Source organism: Actinophytocola sp. (assembly GCF_050699935.1).
GTDB lineage: Bacteria > Actinomycetota > Actinomycetes > Mycobacteriales > Pseudonocardiaceae > Actinophytocola.
The window spans coordinates 25,774-44,137 of the sequence record NZ_JBOHGB010000051.1 but is presented as its reverse complement, the minus strand read 5'-3'; the positions used below and the strand labels follow the sequence as shown (position 1 = coordinate 44,137).

General features: G+C 69.5%; 14 protein-coding genes and 2 tRNA genes. 8 read left to right on the top strand and 8 right to left on the bottom strand.

Translation table 11 applies throughout. The features are described 5' to 3' along the window. Positions 1-103: 103 nt before the first annotated feature. The gene (locus ACRDTB_RS18195; RefSeq protein ID WP_431431756.1) at positions 104-991 is read left to right on the top strand and encodes a cytochrome b N-terminal domain-containing protein; all 888 of its coding nucleotides are present in this window, start codon (positions 104-106) and stop codon (positions 989-991) included. Positions 992-2,520: 1,529 nt separating this feature from the next. Next, positions 2,521-3,645: a reverse transcriptase domain-containing protein gene (locus ACRDTB_RS18190; protein WP_431431754.1), complete on the top strand. Its 1,125-nt coding sequence runs from the start codon at positions 2,521-2,523 to the stop codon at positions 3,643-3,645. Between the two features lie 18 nt (positions 3,646-3,663). On the opposite strand, the gene ACRDTB_RS18185 is transcribed toward ACRDTB_RS18190, so the two are convergent. From ACRDTB_RS18185 to ACRDTB_RS18170, 4 genes are all read right to left on the bottom strand, one after another. After that, on the bottom strand, positions 3,664-4,212 hold the full coding sequence (locus ACRDTB_RS18185; protein ID WP_431431753.1) for a hypothetical protein: 549 nt from the start codon (positions 4,210-4,212) through the stop codon (positions 3,664-3,666). Between the two features lie 5 nt (positions 4,213-4,217). After that, entirely contained in the window at positions 4,218-4,475 is a 258-nt protein-coding gene (locus ACRDTB_RS18180; protein ID WP_431431752.1) for a hypothetical protein, read from the bottom strand. Between the two features lie 1,087 nt (positions 4,476-5,562). Beyond that, positions 5,563-5,814 (bottom strand): hypothetical protein, encoded by a 252-nt coding sequence (locus ACRDTB_RS18175; protein ID WP_431431751.1) that lies wholly within the window; start codon positions 5,812-5,814, stop codon positions 5,563-5,565. 591 nt (positions 5,815-6,405) lie between these two features. Continuing rightward, positions 6,406-6,481, bottom strand: a tRNA-Lys gene (locus tag ACRDTB_RS18170). Positions 6,482-6,673: 192 nt separating this feature from the next. Here ACRDTB_RS18170 and ACRDTB_RS18165 point away from each other — a divergent pair. Next, complete coding sequence (locus tag ACRDTB_RS18165) at positions 6,674-7,879, top strand: L,D-transpeptidase (RefSeq protein ID WP_431431748.1); 1,206 nt, start codon at positions 6,674-6,676, stop codon at positions 7,877-7,879. Between the two features lie 371 nt (positions 7,880-8,250). On the opposite strand, the gene ACRDTB_RS18160 is transcribed toward ACRDTB_RS18165, so the two are convergent. Further along, a tRNA-His gene (locus ACRDTB_RS18160) sits at positions 8,251-8,323 on the bottom strand. Positions 8,324-8,386: 63 nt separating this feature from the next. After that, entirely contained in the window at positions 8,387-9,004 is a 618-nt protein-coding gene (gene orn / locus ACRDTB_RS18155; RefSeq protein ID WP_431431747.1) for an oligoribonuclease, read from the bottom strand. 57 nt (positions 9,005-9,061) lie between these two features. On the opposite strand from orn, the gene ACRDTB_RS18150 reads away from it, so the two are divergent. Beyond that, a complete protein-coding gene (locus tag ACRDTB_RS18150; RefSeq protein WP_431431745.1) occupies positions 9,062-10,540 on the top strand; it encodes a glutamate--cysteine ligase in 1,479 nt (492 codons plus the stop codon). Positions 10,541-10,547: 7 nt separating this feature from the next. Here the strand turns inward: ACRDTB_RS18150 and ACRDTB_RS18145 are convergent, their stop codons facing one another. Beyond that, positions 10,548-10,724, bottom strand: a complete 177-nt coding sequence (locus ACRDTB_RS18145) for a hypothetical protein (RefSeq protein WP_431431744.1) — start codon at positions 10,722-10,724, stop codon at positions 10,548-10,550. A gap of 145 nt (positions 10,725-10,869) precedes the next feature. On the opposite strand from ACRDTB_RS18145, the gene ACRDTB_RS18140 reads away from it, so the two are divergent. The 3 genes from ACRDTB_RS18140 to ACRDTB_RS18130 all read left to right on the top strand — a co-directional run bounded on the left by ACRDTB_RS18140 (position 10,870) and on the right by ACRDTB_RS18130 (position 14,518). Further along, a complete protein-coding gene (locus tag ACRDTB_RS18140) occupies positions 10,870-12,102 on the top strand; it encodes an NAD(P)/FAD-dependent oxidoreductase (protein WP_431431743.1) in 1,233 nt (410 codons plus the stop codon). 15 nt (positions 12,103-12,117) lie between these two features. Beyond that, positions 12,118-13,272, top strand: coding sequence for a tetratricopeptide repeat protein (locus tag ACRDTB_RS18135; protein WP_431431742.1), 1,155 nt, complete (start codon positions 12,118-12,120; stop codon positions 13,270-13,272). A 73-nt stretch (positions 13,273-13,345) separates the two neighbouring features. After that, positions 13,346-14,518 (top strand): lactate 2-monooxygenase, encoded by a 1,173-nt coding sequence (locus ACRDTB_RS18130; protein WP_431431740.1) that lies wholly within the window; start codon positions 13,346-13,348, stop codon positions 14,516-14,518. A gap of 23 nt (positions 14,519-14,541) precedes the next feature. Here the strand turns inward: ACRDTB_RS18130 and ACRDTB_RS18125 are convergent, their stop codons facing one another. Then, a complete protein-coding gene (locus tag ACRDTB_RS18125) occupies positions 14,542-16,284 on the bottom strand; it encodes a bifunctional 3'-5' exonuclease/DNA polymerase (RefSeq protein ID WP_431431739.1) in 1,743 nt (580 codons plus the stop codon). Positions 16,285-16,437: 153 nt separating this feature from the next. Between ACRDTB_RS18125 and ACRDTB_RS18120 the strand changes: the two genes are divergently transcribed. After that, positions 16,438-18,024, top strand: a complete 1,587-nt coding sequence (locus ACRDTB_RS18120) for an acyl-CoA synthetase (protein WP_431431757.1) — start codon at positions 16,438-16,440, stop codon at positions 18,022-18,024. Positions 18,025-18,364 lie beyond the last annotated feature (340 nt).

Sequence of the window (18,364 nt, the reverse complement as noted above, 5' to 3'; positions counted from 1 at the left end):
CGGTGGTGCATCCCCTGGGACGAGGAAACCCAGGCCATCTACCGACAGCAAGCCGCCAAACCCACATCGCGCGGCAAGCGAACAACCCCAACAACCGCAGGAGGTGCAGTATGAAACGACCGTCGGGGTCCTGATCGGGCTGCTCATGCTGCGCACGGCCGTGCAGCGCCGCGCCGGGCCGGCTCAGTTCCGGGGACATCGGCGGACCGAACGTAACATCGTCGGCGTCCGGCTGGTGCCCGGGTTCGCACCCCGGATGGCGGCCATCTTCCTGGCAACGATTGGCGTGCTTGCCCTGATGGGAGGTCTGTTCCAGGTCAACCCGAGTTGGAACTACGGGCCGGGCAACGCGGCACACGTATCGGCGGGCTCGGCGCCGCCGTGGTATCTAGGTTGGGTCGACGGTGCGGTGCGGCTGTTCCCGGCGTGGGAGATCCACCTCGGTGAGTACGTGATACCGCCGTCGTTCTGGCCGTCGATGGTGTTCCTACCGTTGAGCTTCCTGGCGCTGGCGCTGTATCCGAGACTCGAACAGCGGTTCACCCGCGACGACGCTCCGCACAATCTGTTGCAGCGGCCGCGCGACGTGCCACGTCGAACCGCGCTCGGCGTGGCGGTGGTGGCCTTCTACGGCTGCCTACAGCTCGCCGCCGCCATCGACGTGCTGGCGTTCCGCTTTGACCTCGCGGCCGAGACGATGCTGTGGACCGCCCGGGTCGGGGTGCTCGTGCTGCCGCCGCTGGCGTTCCTGGCGACCTACCGGCTCTGCCTCGGACTGCGCCTGCAGGACCGCGAGGTTCTCGAGCACGGCATTCCGACCGGGATCATCAAACGGTTGCCGCACGGCGAGTTCGTCGAGGTGCACCGGCCCCTCGGCGGCCCGGTCACATTGGAGTACCGCGGCACCCCGGTGCCGAAGAAGGCGAACAAGGTTGGCGCCGCCGGCCGCCCGGTTGCCGGCTCCCTGCTCCGCCCGGATCCACCCGACTGAGCCAGGCCCGAACCGGCAACTCGTGGGGATCAGGAGAGCATGAGGAGGCAGTCGCCGCCTTCGACTTGTTGGAGGGAGCCATGGCTAGGCCGTGGACGGTGCCGGCCTCTTGGGGCGGCGATGGACGCTTTCCATTTCATCGCCTCGATGGTCGCGACGTGGCTCCGGCTTCGACCTCGCCTTCAGTGACGGCGACGCTCACCACGCCGGCAAAAGGGGGCCGCAATGCCGGTCAATGCCAACTCACCCGGTCATACAAGCCCAGCACGGCCCGGACCTCCGAGCACACACGACGACTCACAAGTACCGAGAGCCCGCATCGATCCACGGCCCAGCACCAGAGCGACCAGCGGCCGCAGCACTCCTATGTCCCGCTCCCAACTCCCGACCGCAGCGTAAGCACCCCGGCTGCGGGAGAGCCACATTTACGCTGGTCACAGCGACACTCGGGGTGCGACCGCCTACCGACACGTCGGTCCAGTTCACGTCGCTGCGCCTTCTCGCAAGGCCCTCGCCTGGTGGCGATGTGGCCACGCCGGTCAGTCGGCCGCGTACCTGGCCGCTGCTGCCTCGATGGCCTCCGCCGTCGAGGAGGCAACAGTCCGCGACGAGTTCCCGGCGCGGTGCCGGGCAGCCGTCGCAGTGCGTCCGTTCTGGGGATTCCCGCGATCGTTGCGAACCTCGACCACCCGAAGCGTCGGCCAGCTACCGCGACCGGGCCGCCGTGAAGCGCGGGTCTAGCGGGCCGGCGGGAGACGCACCTAGGTCGACCAGGACCACAGCGTCTCAGCACTGATCACCGAAGGCTCGAACTCCCCCGGCACTGGTGAAGTGTCAGTATTCGACATCTGCGGGTGCGACGCGAGGTCGCACGTGGTGAGTGAGCTGACTGATGGAGGTTCGTTGATGACGAAGGTTTAGCTCTGGGTCGGTGTTCGTGGACCTGTCCTCAGCCTGACGTGCGTTGCGGGTGACTGCGGGGTGCGGAGCTCAGGTGGTTAAGCCCAAGTGGTGCCTGTTCCATCCGGGTGTCACAGGTGAAGGGGAAGGCTGGACGGGCGAACGTGAGTGAACCCTTGATGATGCCTCGTAATTCGAGACCCCGGGGATGGGATGTGGGACCGGGGTGCAGGGCTGGCCGTTGGGAAGCGGCAGGCGCCGGCTGGGTATTGCAACACAGCCGGGAGGACACCGCAGCCCCGGGTAAAGAGGGCGTCCACCCCAGCCGTATCTCACACGTGCGGAACGCGGTAACCCCGTCGAGGTCCTGCGCTCTTGGTGAGTGTTCGGGTAGGCCGACCGTGAGGAAGGTTCAAACCCTCGGTGGGGACAGGATGACCCAGGAAGCGAATGCCGGTGCGTCGAAAGGCGACAGGAAACCGGGACAGCGTGGCCGATCCCTTCGTCGGCTGTCCTGGATAACTGGCCGGATACCGGGCCGGGTGCCTGGGCTCGAAAAGGGAGCTGACGTGGGTTGGGTGGGCCTGTGACGACAACGATGATCAACGACGCTGGCACCGAAGGACAAGTTGGACACCTCGAAAGTGGTGAACGGACCGGAGGACGAAGTCCTTGACTGGCACGGTATTGACTGGCGCCGGGTTGAGGAGGACGTACGGCGTTTGCGGCATCGTATCTTCACGGCATCGCAGGCGGGAGACCTGGCGAAGGTCAGGAATCTGCAGAAGTTGATGCTCCGTTCCCGCGCGAACACGCTGGTCAGCGTGCGGCGGGTGACGGAGATCAACGCTGGCCGCGAGACGGCGGGCGTTGACGGCAAGGTGGTGCTATTAGCCCAGGCCAAGGCGGAACTCGCTGCCTGGGCGCAGAAGCGCGGGATGTCGTGGACGCCGAAGCCCGTCAAGCGGGTGTACATACCAAAACCAGGCGGCAAACAGCGTCCATTGGGGATTCCGGTGATCGCCGATCGTGTCTTGCAGGCACGGGTGGTCAACGCGTTGGAACCCGAGTGGGAGGCCCGGTTCGAACCCCGTTCCTATGGGTTCCGGCCGGGTCGTAGCTGTCAGGACGCGATCTCAGCCATCTATCTGACGTGCAAGGGGAAGAACCCGGCGCGGCAATGGGTACTGGACGCGGACCTGAAAGCGGCGTTCGACCGCATCGATCACGACCTGTTGCTGGAATCGCTCGGCACGTTCCCCGCACGGGATCACATCGCCGGGTGGCTGACAGCGGGCGTGATCGACAAGGGCTGGTTCTCGCCGACCGAGCGGGGAACCCCGCAGGGTGGTGTGGTCAGCCCCGTGTTGCTGAACGTCGCACTGCACGGCCTGGAAACGGCTGCGGGCGCCCGGTATCGGCGTTACGGCTCGGATGCCGTCAACGCCAAGCCGGGTACTCCTGTGCTGGTGCGATACGCCGATGATCTGGTGGCCCTGTGTCATTCCCGAGAGCAGGCTCTCCAGGTCAAGGCGCGGCTTGCTGACTGGCTGGCGCCCAGGGGTCTTGTGTTCAATGATGACAAGACCCGGGTCGTGCACCTCGGCGAGGGGTTCGACTTTCTTGGATTTAACGTTCGCCGGTATCGTAACGGCAAGCTGCTGATCAAACCGAGCACGGCGGCCGTGAACGGATCAGGCAACGGCTGTCCGCTGAGATGCGGTCCCTTCGCGGGGCGAACTCGGCGGCGGTGATATGCGCCCTTAATCCCGTCATGCGACGTGAGACAATGCCTGGGTTTCGGGGGTGGCGATTCCGAGGCCGGTAATGAGGTGCGCGGCGGGTGGGCCCAGCGGTCCCCAGGGGAACGCGGCGATGGCGCTGCGGATCACACCGGGCGTGCTGTTGGTCCACGTTGCTGCCGAAGTTGCGAATACGAGTTGGTCGGCGCGGAGCCACGCTGCAACCTGACATTTCCTTTGTGGCCTCGTCCGTGTCTTGGTCTTGTCGGTTGCCAGGTGGTCGTTGCTCTTGCATTGTGCGACGGTGAGGGTGTCGTCGATGTAGGTGATCAGGTCCACTTCGACCTGCGGGATGCCGTTGATCGCGAACTCGAGTTCAGACACATCGTGGAAGTTGGCATTGTTGGTACCTTGGGCCGCGAGGTGCGCATTGGGCATGGCGGGAACGTCGCCATGGTCGCGGAGGAGGTGCCGGGCGACTGGGTGCAGGTCGTAGAACCAGACTGGCTCGTCTTCGGGCTTCTTCCATGCCGCGCGGCTCAGGTCGCCCGAGGCGTCGCATCGGGCACAGGTCCACATCTGACCTATTGTCGACGGGCGCGACGGAGCACGCCGGCCCGCAGCACGGCGTCGAGCTGGTCCCGCAGCTGGTCGAGGTCCAAGTCCGGTGCACGGCTGCTGAAGCCGGCGAAGCTGAGCACGCCCTCACCGGCACTGAGCGCGACGCCATCGTGGTTCGGATACGCCTCGCTGGTTGTGGAGCTTGCCGGAAGGAGGTCTCGGAGTGCGGGCAGCAGGGGACCGCTGAATAGGTCCACGAACTGCCGTCGACCGCCCAGCATGCGGGTCAGCAGGTTGGTTCGATGCCGGGCTGGGCTGGGTCGCGTGGCGAATTGGTGTTCCCGCCCTTTCGCCTCAATCCAGGCGGCGAGGCATAGGTCGCGCACGGCGGGTCGGGCGAGCTTGTTGACCTCGGTAATCCGTGGACGACGAAGTCGTACCGATGGGACTGGTAGGAGATCCCGTTGCGGCTGCTGCGGCCCCAGGTCAGCCGAGGCGTCGTCTCAGGGGTGAACACTTCCTGGCCATCCAAACCTTGGCCTCGCACCATCTGGTTGGGCCGCCATCCGAGGTCCACATGCCAGGTCAGCCCGGCGGGCGGCGCCAGGTAGCGAGTGTGCACGATCGGTGTGGGCAATGGCGCGGCCATGCTCCGTGTGCCCGTTTCGTCGCTAAACGTTGGAACAGTGTGGTAGCTGTCAAACTGCTCGCCAATACCAAGGTGAGTCGTCGCCGCTGCGTCCAGGCCAGGTCGGCAGCGGCCACAACCGTGGTGACCTCCCGGCCAGCGTCTGCCATCCAGTTGGTGCCGCCCAGGAGTCGTTCGTGTACCAGCGCGACCTGTTCTACTGGTCGTGATGTGGAGGTCAGCACGAGCGTGCTCGCCTCCCGTCGGTGGCGATAACCCGTGTCAGCCACGGCATGGGTAACCTGCCACGGCGGGTCGTCCTGGTCTGTGCCCAGTATCGAGGGCAGCCACCGTCCGAACCCAAAAGGTCAGCTGCCACAGTCGGGTGAGTGCGAAGTCCTCGGGCTCATCCCCCAGCACCAGAAGGCCGGTGCGCCGACGGGCTGCGCTCGTCACCGGCACTAGGCCGGCCATCGACCGAATGTGCGCGACGGGTGTCGGGTCCAGATGGACCCTCATTCCTTCGGCCTGTGTCCACAGCAGCTCATCCGGCGCGGATCCGCCGGGTACACCGAGCAGCCAGGACATGAGCTGAGCGCGCACCGTATCGCTCATACTCGGCTCGGTCGCGGCCGGATCGGGTGCTTCGACGACACCGGCAGACGACGCGGTCAGGGCTCCCAGCACACCGCCCCAGGTGGGCGGGCACGCCAAGACCGACAGGTCGGCCCCGCTCAGCATCATGTCTGAGCCAGGAAGATGCCCGGCACGGACAGCGCATCGTGGAACGACCGGTCGCCGGGCTGTAGGAAGCGAGCGTCTTCGTCCCAGGATTCGGCGTCGAGCTTGGTGCGATATGGCGAGCAAACCTCGGCGATCAGGTCCTGTGCCGCCATGTCGTCACCGGCCTGCGGCGCGGTCTGATCCTTGGCTTCCTCCAGCACTCGATCCCGCTCTGGACCGGTCAGGAGTTGCCCGTCTGCGCCCTTCACCGGCAACTACCCCGGCCGCAGCTGCTCAACCTCGCCGACCGTCGGTGGACAGACGACCACGTAGTCGGGTCATACGCGCGGCACGCACGCAGCAGTATCGGATCCACTTGCCCATTCCGATGCGGAACAAGCGCGAAGCCGCAGCCACCCCACACCTGCCCGCTCCGGAACAGGAAGCGACGAGCCCAATACGTCCAGTCGCCACCGTTGAACACCACCACGACCCTTGGCGGCCGTGGTGGCGCTTACCCAGCAGCCACAGGCGCGTGGGACGAACAAGGGATCATGGCCCGCGCCGCCGATGTAGCCGGCGAGTTACAGGAGTCGGGCGGCTGGCGAGATGCTCGCCCAGTGGGCCAAGCGTGGCCCTCCGGCGCGAGCGTCACCGTCTCCGCGGCCACGTCGCACCGCGCCGGCGGTTGCACAATCGTGATGGAACTCGCCAGGCGGGACAGCCTGTTGATCTTGCCCGTCTGCCGGGGAGCACCCACGGAGCACCCATCACGCCAAAGTGGACGAACAGGTGGATCATCGAAGATCGTTTACAATTACAAAACCGCAGGTCAGCATATCTGCTGACCTGCGGCTTGGTGGTACGCCGCCAGGGACTCGAACCCCGAACCCGCTGGTTAAGAGCCAGCTGCTCTGCCAGTTGAGCTAGCGGCGCGTGCGGAGGAAGTCTCCAACGCGACGGCGAAACGGTAACACGAGGCGTCCGAGCGCCTGAAACCGGATTGGCTGAACACGCTTGACGGTCCGTGTTCACCCTGTTGCCCACATCGGGCACACTATAGGGAGATCAGCATCAGGCGTCGGAGCGGATCGAGACGGGGTTCACATGGCGGGAAGGGCTGGGGGTGTGTCGCTCGGGCGGGTGGTCGCGGCCGCCGCGCTCGGGTTGGTCGTGCTGGTGATTACCGCGTGCAGTACCAGCACGGCGGCCGAGTCCAAGGACGATTCGGGCAAGAAGGATGACGACCGCACCTCGACCAAGCCCGCGCCGCCGGCGGAGCCGGTGAAGCTGTCGATCTCGCCGAAGAACAAGGCGGCCGAGGTGGCGCCGGGCGACCCGATCACGGTCGCCGCGATCGGCGGCACGCTCACGAAGGTCGTGCTGACCAACGACGCGGGCGAGCGGGTGAAGGGTCGCCTGTCCCCGGACGCCACCACGTGGCAGACCGCCGAGCCGCTCGGCTACGGCCGCCGGTACAGCGCGACGGCGACGGGGGTGAACGGGGACGGCAACCCGAACACGCTGCGCTCCTCGTTCTCGACGATCGAGCCGCCGCTGCGGGCGGACCTGTCGATGAACCCGACGGATGGCCAGACGGTCGGTGTCGGCCAGCCGCTGGCGTTCTACTTCGACGTGGACATCGCGGACAAGGCGGCCGCGGAGCGCGCTATCCAGGTCACGACGACGCCGCACGTGGCGGGCGCGTTCTACTGGTTCAGCGACAGCGAGGTGCACTGGCGGCCGCAGAGTTACTGGCCGGCGGGCACGAAGGTGTCGGTCAAGGCCGCGATCTACGGCAAGAACTTCGGCAACGGTGTGTACGGCAACGACGACCGCGTCGCCAACATCACGATCGGCCGGTCGGTGGTCGCGGTCGCGGACGGCCGCTCGCACAAGATGAAGGTGACCGTCGACGGCAAGATGACGCGCGTGATCCCAATCTCGATGGGGAAGCCGGGCCACGAGACGCCGCACGGCACCTACGTCGTGATGAGCGAGCACACGAACTACACGATGGACTCGAGCACCTACGGCGTTCCGGCGGACGCCCCGGAGGGCTATCGCACGACCGTGGACATCGCGAGCCGCATGTCGAACAGCGGGATCTTCTTCCACTCGGCCCCCTGGTCGGTCGGCGACCAGGGCCACCGCAACGTGAGCCACGGCTGCATCAACATGTCGACGGAGAACGCCACCTGGCTCCAGAGCATCTCGAACAAGGGCGACGTGGTAGCGGTCCGGAAGAGCGGCGGCCCGAAACTGGAGTCCTGGGACGGCCTGGGCGACTGGCAAATCCCCTGGAAAGAATGGCAAAAAGGCGGCGCCAAGTAACCCCGGCCCACACCCCACCGTCCCGAACGCCAACTCGCGCCCCCGGAACGCTGAACTCGCGGGTTCGGAACGCTGAACTCGCGGGTTCGGAACGCTGAACTCGCGGGTTCGGAACGTTGGACTCGCGTGTCCGGAGCGTTGGACTCGCGGGCAAAGGGAAAGCCGAGCGACTCGATAACCCGAACCAACAGACCCAAACCAAGCGAGCGAGCGACCCAGAACCAGATGTGCTGGTGAATGCGAAACGGGACCGCGCTGGGTCGGGAGGAGCTCGCACCGTGGGGGTCTGGGGGCTCGGCCCCCAGGGCGAAGGACGATACCCGCCAGACGGGAAGGTGGCCCCGAAGGACCACCGAACACGCGTCGCCGAGGGTGAGTGACGGGACTTGAACCCGCGACATCCTGGACCACAACCAGGTGCTCTACCAGCTGAGCTACACCCACCATTGCCGCCCGGAGGGCGGCGCGCACCATCCTAACGTGCCGTCTGACCGGGCTGGTACTCGGTTACGGTTCTAGCGGCTGGTCGGCGCCGAGGACGGCGTCGGCGACGGCTTTGGCCTGTTCGCTGGTGGGGCCCGGGGGTGGGACGAACGCCGTGCCGCGGTAGTAGATGAGCTCGCGGATGGACTCGCGGATGTCGGCCAGGGCGCGGTGGGCGAGGCCCTTGTCCGGCTGTGCGTAGTAGATCCGCGGGTACCAGCGGCGGCACAGCTCCTTGATCGACGACACGTCGACCATCCGGTAGTGCAGGTGCGCGTCGAGGGCGGGCATGTCGCGGGCGATGAAGCCGCGGTCGGTCGCGATGGAGTTGCCGCACAGGGGCGCGGTGCGTGCCTCGGGGATGTGCCGCCGCACGTAGTCGAGCACCTGCTTCTCCGCGTCGGCGAGCGTCACGCTGGACGCTCTCACGGCGTCGGTGAGCCCGGACTTGGCGTGCATGTCGCGCACGACGTCGGGCATCGCGTCGAGGGCGGTGTCATCGACGTGGATCACCACGTCGACCCCGTCGTCGAGGATGTTGAGCTCGGAGTCGGTGACGAGGACCGCGGTCTCGATCAAGGCGTCCTTGCCCAGGTCGAGCCCCGTCATCTCGCAGTCGATCCACACCAGATTGTCCGTCACGCGAGGGAGCTTAGCCCGGGTACGCTGGTTTGATCTCGGAACCGGAGGCGAGATGCGATGGGCAAGGACGTCGAGCGGACCGAGTTCACGCGGGCGGACCGGCAGCGGTTCCGCCAGAAGGTCCGCCAGTGCCTGGACGTGTTCGCACAGATGCTGGCCGAGTCCCGCTTCGACACCGATCGCCCGATGTCGGGTCTTGAGGTCGAGCTGAACCTGGTCGACGAGGCTGGCGACCCGGCGATGCGCAACGCCGACGTGCTGGAGGCCATCGCCGACCCGACCTTCCAGACCGAGCTCGGCCGGTTCAACATCGAGATCAACCTGCCGCCGCGCGAGCTGCGCCCGGACGGGCTCGCCGGGTTCGAGGACAACGTGCGGATGAGCCTGAACGAGGCCGAGGGCAAGGCGAACTCGGTCGACTCGCACATCGTGATGATCGGCATCCTGCCAACGCTGCGCCGCGAGCACATGAGCGCGGAGACGCTGTCCGCGAACGACCGCTACCGGCTTCTGGATGAGCAGATCTTCGCGGCCCGCGGGGAGGACCTGGAGATCAACATCTCGGGTGCGGAACGGTTGGTGACCCAGGCGGACACCATCGCGCCGGAAAGCGCGTGCACGAGTGTGCAGTACCACCTGCAGGTGGCGCCGGAGACGTTCGCGCAGTACTGGAACGCGAGCCAGGTGATCGCGAGCGTCCAGGTGGCGCTCGGCGCGAACTCCCCGTACCTGTACGGCAAGCAGCTGTGGGCCGAGAGCCGGATCGTGCTGTTCGAGCAGGCTACGGACACGCGGCCGGACGAGTTGAAGGCGCAGGGCGTGCGGCCGCGGGTGTGGTTCGGCGACCGGTGGATCACGTCGATCTTCGACCTGTTCGAGGAGAACGTGCGCTACTACTCCGCGCTGCTGCCGCTGTGCGACGACGAGAACCCGGCCGAGGTGCTGTCTCGCGGCCGGACGCCGCAGCTGAGCGAGCTGCGGTTGCACAACGGCACGATCTACCGCTGGAACCGGCCGATCTACGACGTGGTCGACGGGCGGCCGCACCTGCGGGTGGAGAACCGGGTGCTGCCGGCGGGCCCGACGGTCGTGGACGTCATGGCGAACGCGGCGCTGTACTTCGGCCTGGTCCGCGCGCTCACCGACCAGGAGCGTCCACTGTGGAGTCAGATGAGCTTCTCGGCGGCCGAGGAGAACTTCCACGCGGCGGCGCGCGAGGGCATCGGCGCGCGGGTGTACTGGCCGGGGATCGGCGAGGTGCCGGTGACCGAGCTGGTGCTGCGCCGGCTGCTACCGCTCGCGCACGACGGGCTGGACTCCTGGGGCGTGGCGTCGGCGGACCGGGACCGGCTGCTCGGCGTGATCGAGCAGCGTTGCATCAGCGGGCGGAACGGGGCGACCTGGCAGGTGGACACGGTCCACTCGCTGGAGCAGACGACGTCGGTGAACCGCGAGCAGGCACTGCGCGAGATGACCCGGCGCTACGCCACCCACATGCACACGAACGAGCCGGTGCACACCTGGCCGGGGGTCTGAGCGTGCCTCACGCACCGTCCTCCCTCGAGGCGTCGACAACGGCGTCGCGGAGGGCCGCCCGGAGCCGGCCGACGTCCAGGGGCGCCAGCACCGCGGTCTCGCCCGGCGGCGCCACCAGCACGACCCGGCCCTGCCGGACGAACACGGTGATGTCGCGACGCCGGCCGGCGACATCGCGACACATGATGGACCATTCTCTGTGGTTGCCCACTTTTCATTCCTCCGGCCGTTGCGGCGGTCTCGCTCGCTGGCGATGCTCATCAGAATGACGCCCGCACGCCGCGAGCGTGACGTTGTTTTCTCCGAATTCTCGAAGGGCTTGATCTCCTATGGGCGATCCTCGTCGCATCGTGATCGTCGGCTCCGGGTTGGCCGGCGCCACAGCCGCGGGCACGTTGCGGGACAAGGGGTACTCCGGACAGGTGCTGCTGCTGGGCCAGGAGCAGCATCGGCCGTACGAGCTGCCCGCCTTGTCCAAGGGCATCCTGCTCGGTGACACCAACGAGCCGGACTGGGTGCACGACGAGGCCACCTACGCCGACCAGGACATCGAGCTGCGTCTGTCCACGGTGATCAGCGAGCTGCGGCCGGACACGCGCGAGGTCGTGGAGGCGGACGGCACGACGCATCCGTTCGACCGGTTGCTGCTCGCCACCGGCTCCCAGCCGCGGCGGCCCGTCATGACGGGCGTGCACCTCGACGGTGTGCACCTGTTGCGCACCCTGGACGACGCGCGCACGCTTCGGGCGGAGCTGCTCGCGGGGCGCCGGGTGGTGATCGTCGGCGCCGGGTGGATCGGCTGCGAGGTCGCGGCGGCGGCGCGCCGCAACGGCTGCGAGGTGACGGTCGTGGAGCCGCTGCCGCTGCCGCTGTACCGGTTGCTGGGCGACACGATCGCGGCGGTGTTCCGTGACGTGCACGCCGAGGAGGGCGTGACCTGGAAGCTGGGGGTCGGCGTCTTCGGCTTCACCGGGGACGGCCGGGTGTCCGGCGTCAGCCTCGACGACGGCAGCGAGCTGCCGGCGGACGTCACGGTGGTCGCGGTCGGCGCGGCGCCGCGGGTCGAGCTGGCGCACTCGGCGGGCCTCGAGCTCGCCGGCGCCGTCACGAGCGGAGGGGTCGATGTCAACGCGTGCCTGCGTACGACGGCGCCCGACGTGTACGCGGCCGGTGACATCGCGGCGCACTTCCACCCGCGCTACGGCCGGCGGGTGCGGGTGGAGCACTGGGCGAACGCGAAGGACCAGGGCGCGCACGTGGCCGGCAACCTCGTCGGCGGGGCCGAGCCGTACACGGCGAGCCCGTACTTCTTCTCCGACCAGTACGACCTCGGTCTGGAGTTCCGCGGCATCGCCGACCCACTCGCCGACGACTTGGTGGTGCGCGGCGACCTGGCGGCTCGCGAGTTCACCGCGTTCTGGGTGCGCGGCGACGAGGTGCAGGCGACCCTGAACGTGAACATGTGGGACGACGGTGACGTACTGTCCGCCCTGGTGGAAGGTGATACGAGAGTGGACAGAACGAAGCTCGCGGATGGAGATCTCGCGAGCCTGTTGGGGTAGCCCCGGGGAGGGCGCATGGCGGGTCCGGGCGGGTCGATCGACTCGGTGCTGGTCCACGCCGCGCGCCTGACGGCAGAGGGCAGGCCGGAGTCGGCGATCGCCGTGCTGCGGCCCGTGATCGAGCGGTATCCGGACAGTTCCGCCGCGTGGTGCCGGCTGGCCGCGGCGCACCTGGACGCGGGCGCGCCGGCCGAGTCGCTGGCCGCCGCGAAGCGGGCGATGACGCTCGGCGAGCGGTCCTGGGCGCACCGGCTCGCGAGCCTCGCCCTACTCGAGCTCGGCCGGTACGCCGAGGCCGTGGTCTCCGCGCGCGAGGCGGTGCGGCGGGACGCGGCCGACTGGCGGTGCCACGTGGCGCTGGCCGAGGCGCTGGTCCACGACACGCCGGCGGAGGCGGTGCGGGTCGCCCGGGAGGCCGTCGCGCTCGAGCCGGACGAGGCCCGCGCACACGAGGTCCTCGGCGACTCGACGGTGGCGACGCACGACTGGCTCGCGGCGGAGCGCGCGTACCGGGCGGCGCTGCGACTGGACCCGGGCAACGACGTGGTCGCCGCGAAGATCAGCCGCCTGGCGCGGCGCCCGCCGGAGCGGCCCGCGCCCCGCCGGCGTCCTGTTCGGCCGGCCGCGCCGCCGTCGGCCGGCGAGGCTGGGGTTGGTTGGTCGCGCGTCGGGCGGGGGTTGTTCGGGCGGAAGCGGTCTGGTGGGGCGCGGTTTGGTAGAGCGTGGTTCGGCCGGGTGCTGTTCGGTCGGGGGCAGCGGTTCGGCCGAGCTCAGCGGGTCGCGCTGTACCTGGCCGTGCGCCGTGCGGCGGCGTGGGAGGCGGCCGGCACCCTGGTGTTGCTGATCGCCGGGCTGCCGTCGCCGAGCGGGCTGCTGGCGTGGGTTGGGCTGGGGGTCGTGGTTTTCGTCGTGGCGCTCGCCGTGCATGGGTGGCTGGGGCTGCCGGAGGGCGCGCGGGTGGCGCCGCGCACGCTGTCCACACGGGAGCCGCGGGCGGCGGTCGGCGCGGTGCTGCTGGGCGTGTCGGTGGTGGTGCTGCTCGGATGGACCGTTCTGCTGGCGCTGGGTGCCGGGGTGTGGCCGATTCTGTTGGCAGCACTGGTGTTCGCGGCAGCCGCGGTGGCCGCCTGCTCGCTGGGTCTGCGGCGGATCTGGGCAGCCGACCGCTGAGGCACGCCGCGGGCATCGGTCGGAGGACTCCCGGGGCTGACAGCGGTGCCCGACCCGCGAGAGACTCCCCGGCATGACGAGCTTCGGCAGCTACCAGAACGAGATCTACCTTCAAGGACTCGGCGACCAGGTGCCGATGTTCACCACCGACGGCACGCGGCTGGAGGACGCCGCGCGGGAGCGGCTGGATCCGGGGCCGTTCGGGTACGTGGCCGGCGGGGCGGGCTCCGGCGCGACGATGCGGGCGAACCGGGAGGCGTTCGACCGGTGGCGGATCGTGCCGCGGATGTTGTCCGACGCCACCAAGCGTGACCTCGCTACCACCGTGCTGGGCACCAGCATGCCGGCGCCCGTGCTGCTCGCGCCGATCGGGGTGCAGTCGATCGTCCATCCGGACGGTGAGTTGGCCACCGCGCGGGCGGCGGCGGAGCTGGGCGTGCCGATGATCCTCTCGACGGCCTCGTCCCACTCGATCGAGGACGTCGCCGCGGCCAACAAAGGGTCCAATGGGGACGGTCCGCGGTGGTACCAGCTGTACTGGCCCAACGACAACGACGTGACGATCAGCATCCTGTCGCGCGCGAAGGCGGCCGGCTTCACGACCCTGGTGCTGACGCTGGACACCTGGACGCTGGCCTGGCGCACGATGGACCTCGACCAGGCCTACCTGCCCTTCATCCGCGGCATCGGCACGGCGATCCCCTTCTCCGACCCGGCCTTCCGCGCCGGCCTGGAGAAGTCCCCCGAGGAGGACCAGACCGCGGCGATCCTGCGGTGGATCCCCACGTTCACCGGCACCGACAAGCGGTGGGACCAGCTGCCGTTCCTCCGCGAGCACTGGGACGGCCCGATCGTCCTCAAGGGCATCCAGCACGTCGACGACGCCCGCCGCGCCCGCGACGCCGGGATGGACGGCATCGTCGTGTCCAACCACGGCGGCCGCCAGGTCGACGGCGCGGTCGCGTCGCTGGACGTGCTGCCGGAGATCGCCGCGGCGGTCGGGGACGAGCTCGCCGTGCTGTTCGACTCCGGGATCCGGACCGGCGCGGACGTGGTGAAGGCGCTGGCGCTCGGCGCGCGGGCCGTCCTGGTCGGGCGGCCGTTCGTCTACGGGCTCGCGCTCGGCGGCCAGGACGGGGTTCGGCACGCGGTCCGGTCGCTGCTCGCCGACCTCGACCTGACGCTGGGGTTGTCGGGGCACCGGTCGCCCGCGGAGCTGACCACGAGCTCGCTGCGGCGCGGCTGACTGAGGTCTCCTCGCGCGGTCGCTTACTTCGCGTCGGCGTAGCAGTCGACTGTCGCCGCCTGTAAGGGAAAGCGCACCGGGGTGTCGCCGAAGACGAGCCGGCTCGCCTCCGCCGCCGACGCGGTCACCTCGGCCGCCACCCGGTCCGCCGTCGCCGCCGGGCAGTGGACCAGGACCTCGTCGTGCTGGAAGAAGACCAGCTGTGCGTCCGTGTTCGCCAGCCTGCGGCGCAGCGTGGCCAGCACGGTCAGGGCCCAGTCCGACGCGCTCGCCTGCACCACGAAGTTCCGCGTGAACCGGCCCCAGTTGCGCGCAGCCTCCCGCGAGCGACGTTCGGTGGCGGGGTCGGCCGAGCCCGCCAGCGCGCGCCACGCCTCGCTCGGCGGTGGGCTCGTTCGACCCAGGCGCGAGCGCACCATCCGGCCCTCCTCGCCGGCCCGCGCCGCCTGCTCCACGTAGTCCACCGCCAGCGGGAAACGCTTGCGCAGCCGTGCCAGCAGCGGTCCGGCGCCACCCGCGGTGCCGCCGTACATCGCCGACAGCATCGCGCGCTTCGCGTGGTCGCGGTTGCCCTCGAACGCCTCCGCGGCCAGCGTCGTGTAGAGGTCCGTCGCCGCCGAGACCTCCGCGAACGCCCGGTCGCCGGACAGGGCGCCCAGCACCCGCGGCTCCAGCTGCGCCGCGTCGGCCACTACGAGCCGCCAGCCCGGGTCCGCACGCACGGCCGTGCGCAGGGCTCGCGGCAGCTGCAGCGCGGCCCCGCCCCGCGTCGCCCAGCGGCCGGACACGACCCCGCCGACCACGTACTCCGGGCGGAACCGGCCACCGTGCACCCACGTGTCCAGCCACGACCAGCCGTTCGCCACCCAGAGCCGCTGCAGCTCCTTGTACCGCAGCAGCGGCTCCACCGCCGGGTGCTCGACCTCCCGCAGCACGTGCGCGCGGCTGGACGGCACGTCGATGCCCGCCCGGGCGAACGCGCGCACCACGCTCGCCGGGTTGTCCGGGTTGACCTGCCGCGACTCCGGCGCACCGACGAGCCCGAACGCCGCCGTGATCTCCTCCGCCAGCCCCGCGAGCACGCGCGGGCGCGCACCGGGGGAGGGCCGCGGACCGAGCAGTGACGTGAGCAGCTCGACGTGCACGTCCGCCCGCCACGGCAGGCCGTGGTGGCGCATCTCCGCGGCCGCCAGCGCACCGGCGGACTCCGCCGCGACCAGCAGCCGTAATCGGTCGGGCTGGGGCACGAGCGCGATGCGCCGCTGCTGGTCGGCGTACACCGCGACCGCCGCGTCCAGCGGATCCGCGCCGGCCGGGAGCGGCTCGCGGTCGGCCTCGAACAGGGCCGGCTGCTCGGTGCGGGACGCCGGCGGCGGATCGTCGGGCTCGGGCAGGCCGTGCAGCCGGGCCCAGGCGGCAGCCAGGTTCCGCGGGCGCCCTGGCAGGCCGGCGAACGCGAGCAGGATGCCCTCGGTCAGGTACAGGTCATGGCAGCGGGACAGCCGAACGCCGGCCTCGAGCAGGTCGGGGTACAGCGCGTCGGCCGCCGGCAGCACCCACCGCGGCGCGTGCGCCGCCTCGGTGGCCGCCATCCACGCCGCCAGGTCGTCGACCTTCTCGGGCGCACCTACCGCACCCGCCGCACCCGGCGCGCCAGCCGCGTCGGGCAGGCCGGGCGGATCAGGCAGGACGGACGGGCCGGGACCGTCCGGGAGGACCCGCACCCGGCCGGCACCATCGGCCTCCGGCACCACCACGACCTGCATGTCCGGCATTCTGCGCCACCCCACCGACAATTCCGCGGTGGACCGTTAGTTAACCAGCGAGTAGGTTCTGGGAGAGCCCGCGCGACGAGGAGGTCCCGCTTGCTGTCGAAGGCATTTGACCGGACCTGGGAAGCCGCCGCGCAGGTGCCGACCATGGTGCGCGGCCTCCACGTGATCCGCCGGTCCGGCCTGGTCCCGCTCGGCCGCCCGGACCGCGCCCTGCGCGCGCTGATCATGTTGCGGCGGCTCGGTCCCATCGCGGGCGCGGCCAACGTCGCGGCCCGCCGCGACCAGCGGGCCGTGGGCCTCGTCGACGAGCTCGGCCCGCTGACCTACCACCAGCTCGACACCCGCTCCAACGCGCTCGCCCGGGCCTTCGCCGACCGCGGCCTCACCAAGGACTCGGTGATCGGCCTGCTCGCCCGCGACCACCGCGGCGCGGTCGACACCATGGTCGCCTCCGGCAAGCTCGGCGCGCGGCTGCTGCTGCTCAACACCGGCTTCGCCAAGCCGCAGCTGGTCGACGTGGCTCGCCGGGAGAAGATCTCCGCGATCGTCCACGACGAGGAGTTCACCGAGCTCGTCGACGCCCTCGGCGAGGACCTGCCCCGCTTCCTCGCGTGGGTCGAGCCGGGCACCGACCCGCGCCACCCGACGGTCGACGAGCTGATCACCGGCACCGACGACCGCCCCGTCCCCACGCCGCCCGAGCCCGGCGGCATGGTCCTGCTGACCAGCGGCACGACCGGCACGCCGAAGGGCGCACCGCGCACCGTCAAGTCTCCGCTCGCCGCGGCCCAGTTCCTCGACCGCGTCCCGCTACGGGTGGGCGAGTGCACCGTGCTCGCCGCGCCGCTGTTCCACGGCACCGGCCTGTCCCAGTTCCTGCTGTCCTTCGCGCTCGGCTCGACGGTCGTGCTGTGCCGCAGGTTCGACCCGGAGGAGACGCTGCGCGCCGTGCGGGACAACCGGGCCACCGCGCTCGTTCTCGTGCCGACCATGCTGCGGCGCATCGTCGACCTCGGGCCGGAGGTGCTGAGCAAGTACGACACCTCGTCGCTGCGGATCGTCTTCTGTGCCGGCGCCGCGCTGCCGCCCGAGCTCGGCAACCGGGCCACCGAGGCGTTCGGCGAGGTCGTGCACAACCTGTACGGCTCGACCGAGGTCGCGGTCGCCACGGTGGCCACCCCGCAGGACTGGCGCGAGGCCCCGGGCACGGTCGGCCGCGCGCCGGTCGGCTGCCGGGTCGCGCTCTACGACGACGAGGGCCGCCGGGTGAGGGAGCCGAACACGGTCGGGCGGGTCTTCGTCGGCAGCATCCTCAGCTTCGAGGGCTACACCGACGGCCGCCACAGGGACGTCATCGACGGCCTGCTCGCCAGCGGCGACGTCGGCCACTTCGACGCCGACGGGCGGCTGTTCATCGACGGCCGGGACGACGACATGATCGTCTCCGGCGGGGAGAACGTGTTCCCCGGCGAGGTCGAGAACGTCCTGCTCGAGCACGACGGCGTGGCCGAGGTCTCGGTGACCGGCGTGTCGGACGACGAGTTCGGCCAGCGGCTCAAGGCCTACGTGGTGCCCCGGCCCGGCGCGACCCTCGACGCCGTCGAGGTCCGCTCGTACGTGCGGGCGAATCTGGCCCGGTACAAGGTGCCGCGGGACGTCGTCTTCCTTGACGAGCTGCCCCGGAACGCCACCGGCAAGATCCTCAAGGATCGGCTCGCCAAGCTCGGCTGACGTGCATTATCACACGAATTCCGTGAATGCAAGGCCCCATAGTTGGGGATTCGGTCGAAATGGGCCTGGAACTCGAATTGCGGCGAATCGAATCTGTATTCGCGATTTTTGGTGTTCTGGAGAGCGCAGTATTCTTGAGGTAAATTGCCGGGTCGCTGTCACCAACTGAATCCTGAGCGTCATAACCCCAGCGTGCGCCGCAAGTTACCGATCGGTCTACTGGCCGGTAGCAAATTGTCAATTGCCGCGACGAGCATTGTGTGAGCGCATTCACCGTACAGCCGGATACAGCAGTCAGATTGGTCTGTTCGGTCTAGTAGTGGCAACTGGCAAGCATTGC

Excerpts from the sequence above, each read along its gene's own strand:
- ACRDTB_RS18185 (WP_431431753.1), bottom strand. The coding sequence starts at position 4,212 with ATGTGGACCTGTGCCCGATGCGACGCCTCGGGCGACCTGAGCCGCGCG.
- ACRDTB_RS18150 (WP_431431745.1), top strand. The coding sequence starts at position 9,062 with ATGGGCAAGGACGTCGAGCGGACCGAGTTCACGCGGGCGGACCGGCAG.
- ACRDTB_RS18140 (WP_431431743.1), top strand. The coding sequence starts at position 10,870 with ATGGGCGATCCTCGTCGCATCGTGATCGTCGGCTCCGGGTTGGCCGGC.
- ACRDTB_RS18120 (WP_431431757.1), top strand. The coding sequence starts at position 16,438 with ATGGTGCGCGGCCTCCACGTGATCCGCCGGTCCGGCCTGGTCCCGCTC.
- ACRDTB_RS18135 (WP_431431742.1), top strand. The coding sequence starts at position 12,118 with ATGGCGGGTCCGGGCGGGTCGATCGACTCGGTGCTGGTCCACGCCGCG.
- ACRDTB_RS18125 (WP_431431739.1), bottom strand. The coding sequence starts at position 16,284 with ATGCAGGTCGTGGTGGTGCCGGAGGCCGATGGTGCCGGCCGGGTGCGG.
- ACRDTB_RS18130 (WP_431431740.1), top strand. The coding sequence starts at position 13,346 with ATGACGAGCTTCGGCAGCTACCAGAACGAGATCTACCTTCAAGGACTC.
- ACRDTB_RS18180 (WP_431431752.1), bottom strand. The coding sequence starts at position 4,475 with ATGCTGGGCGGTCGACGGCAGTTCGTGGACCTATTCAGCGGTCCCCTG.
- ACRDTB_RS18145 (WP_431431744.1), bottom strand. The coding sequence starts at position 10,724 with ATGTGTCGCGATGTCGCCGGCCGGCGTCGCGACATCACCGTGTTCGTC.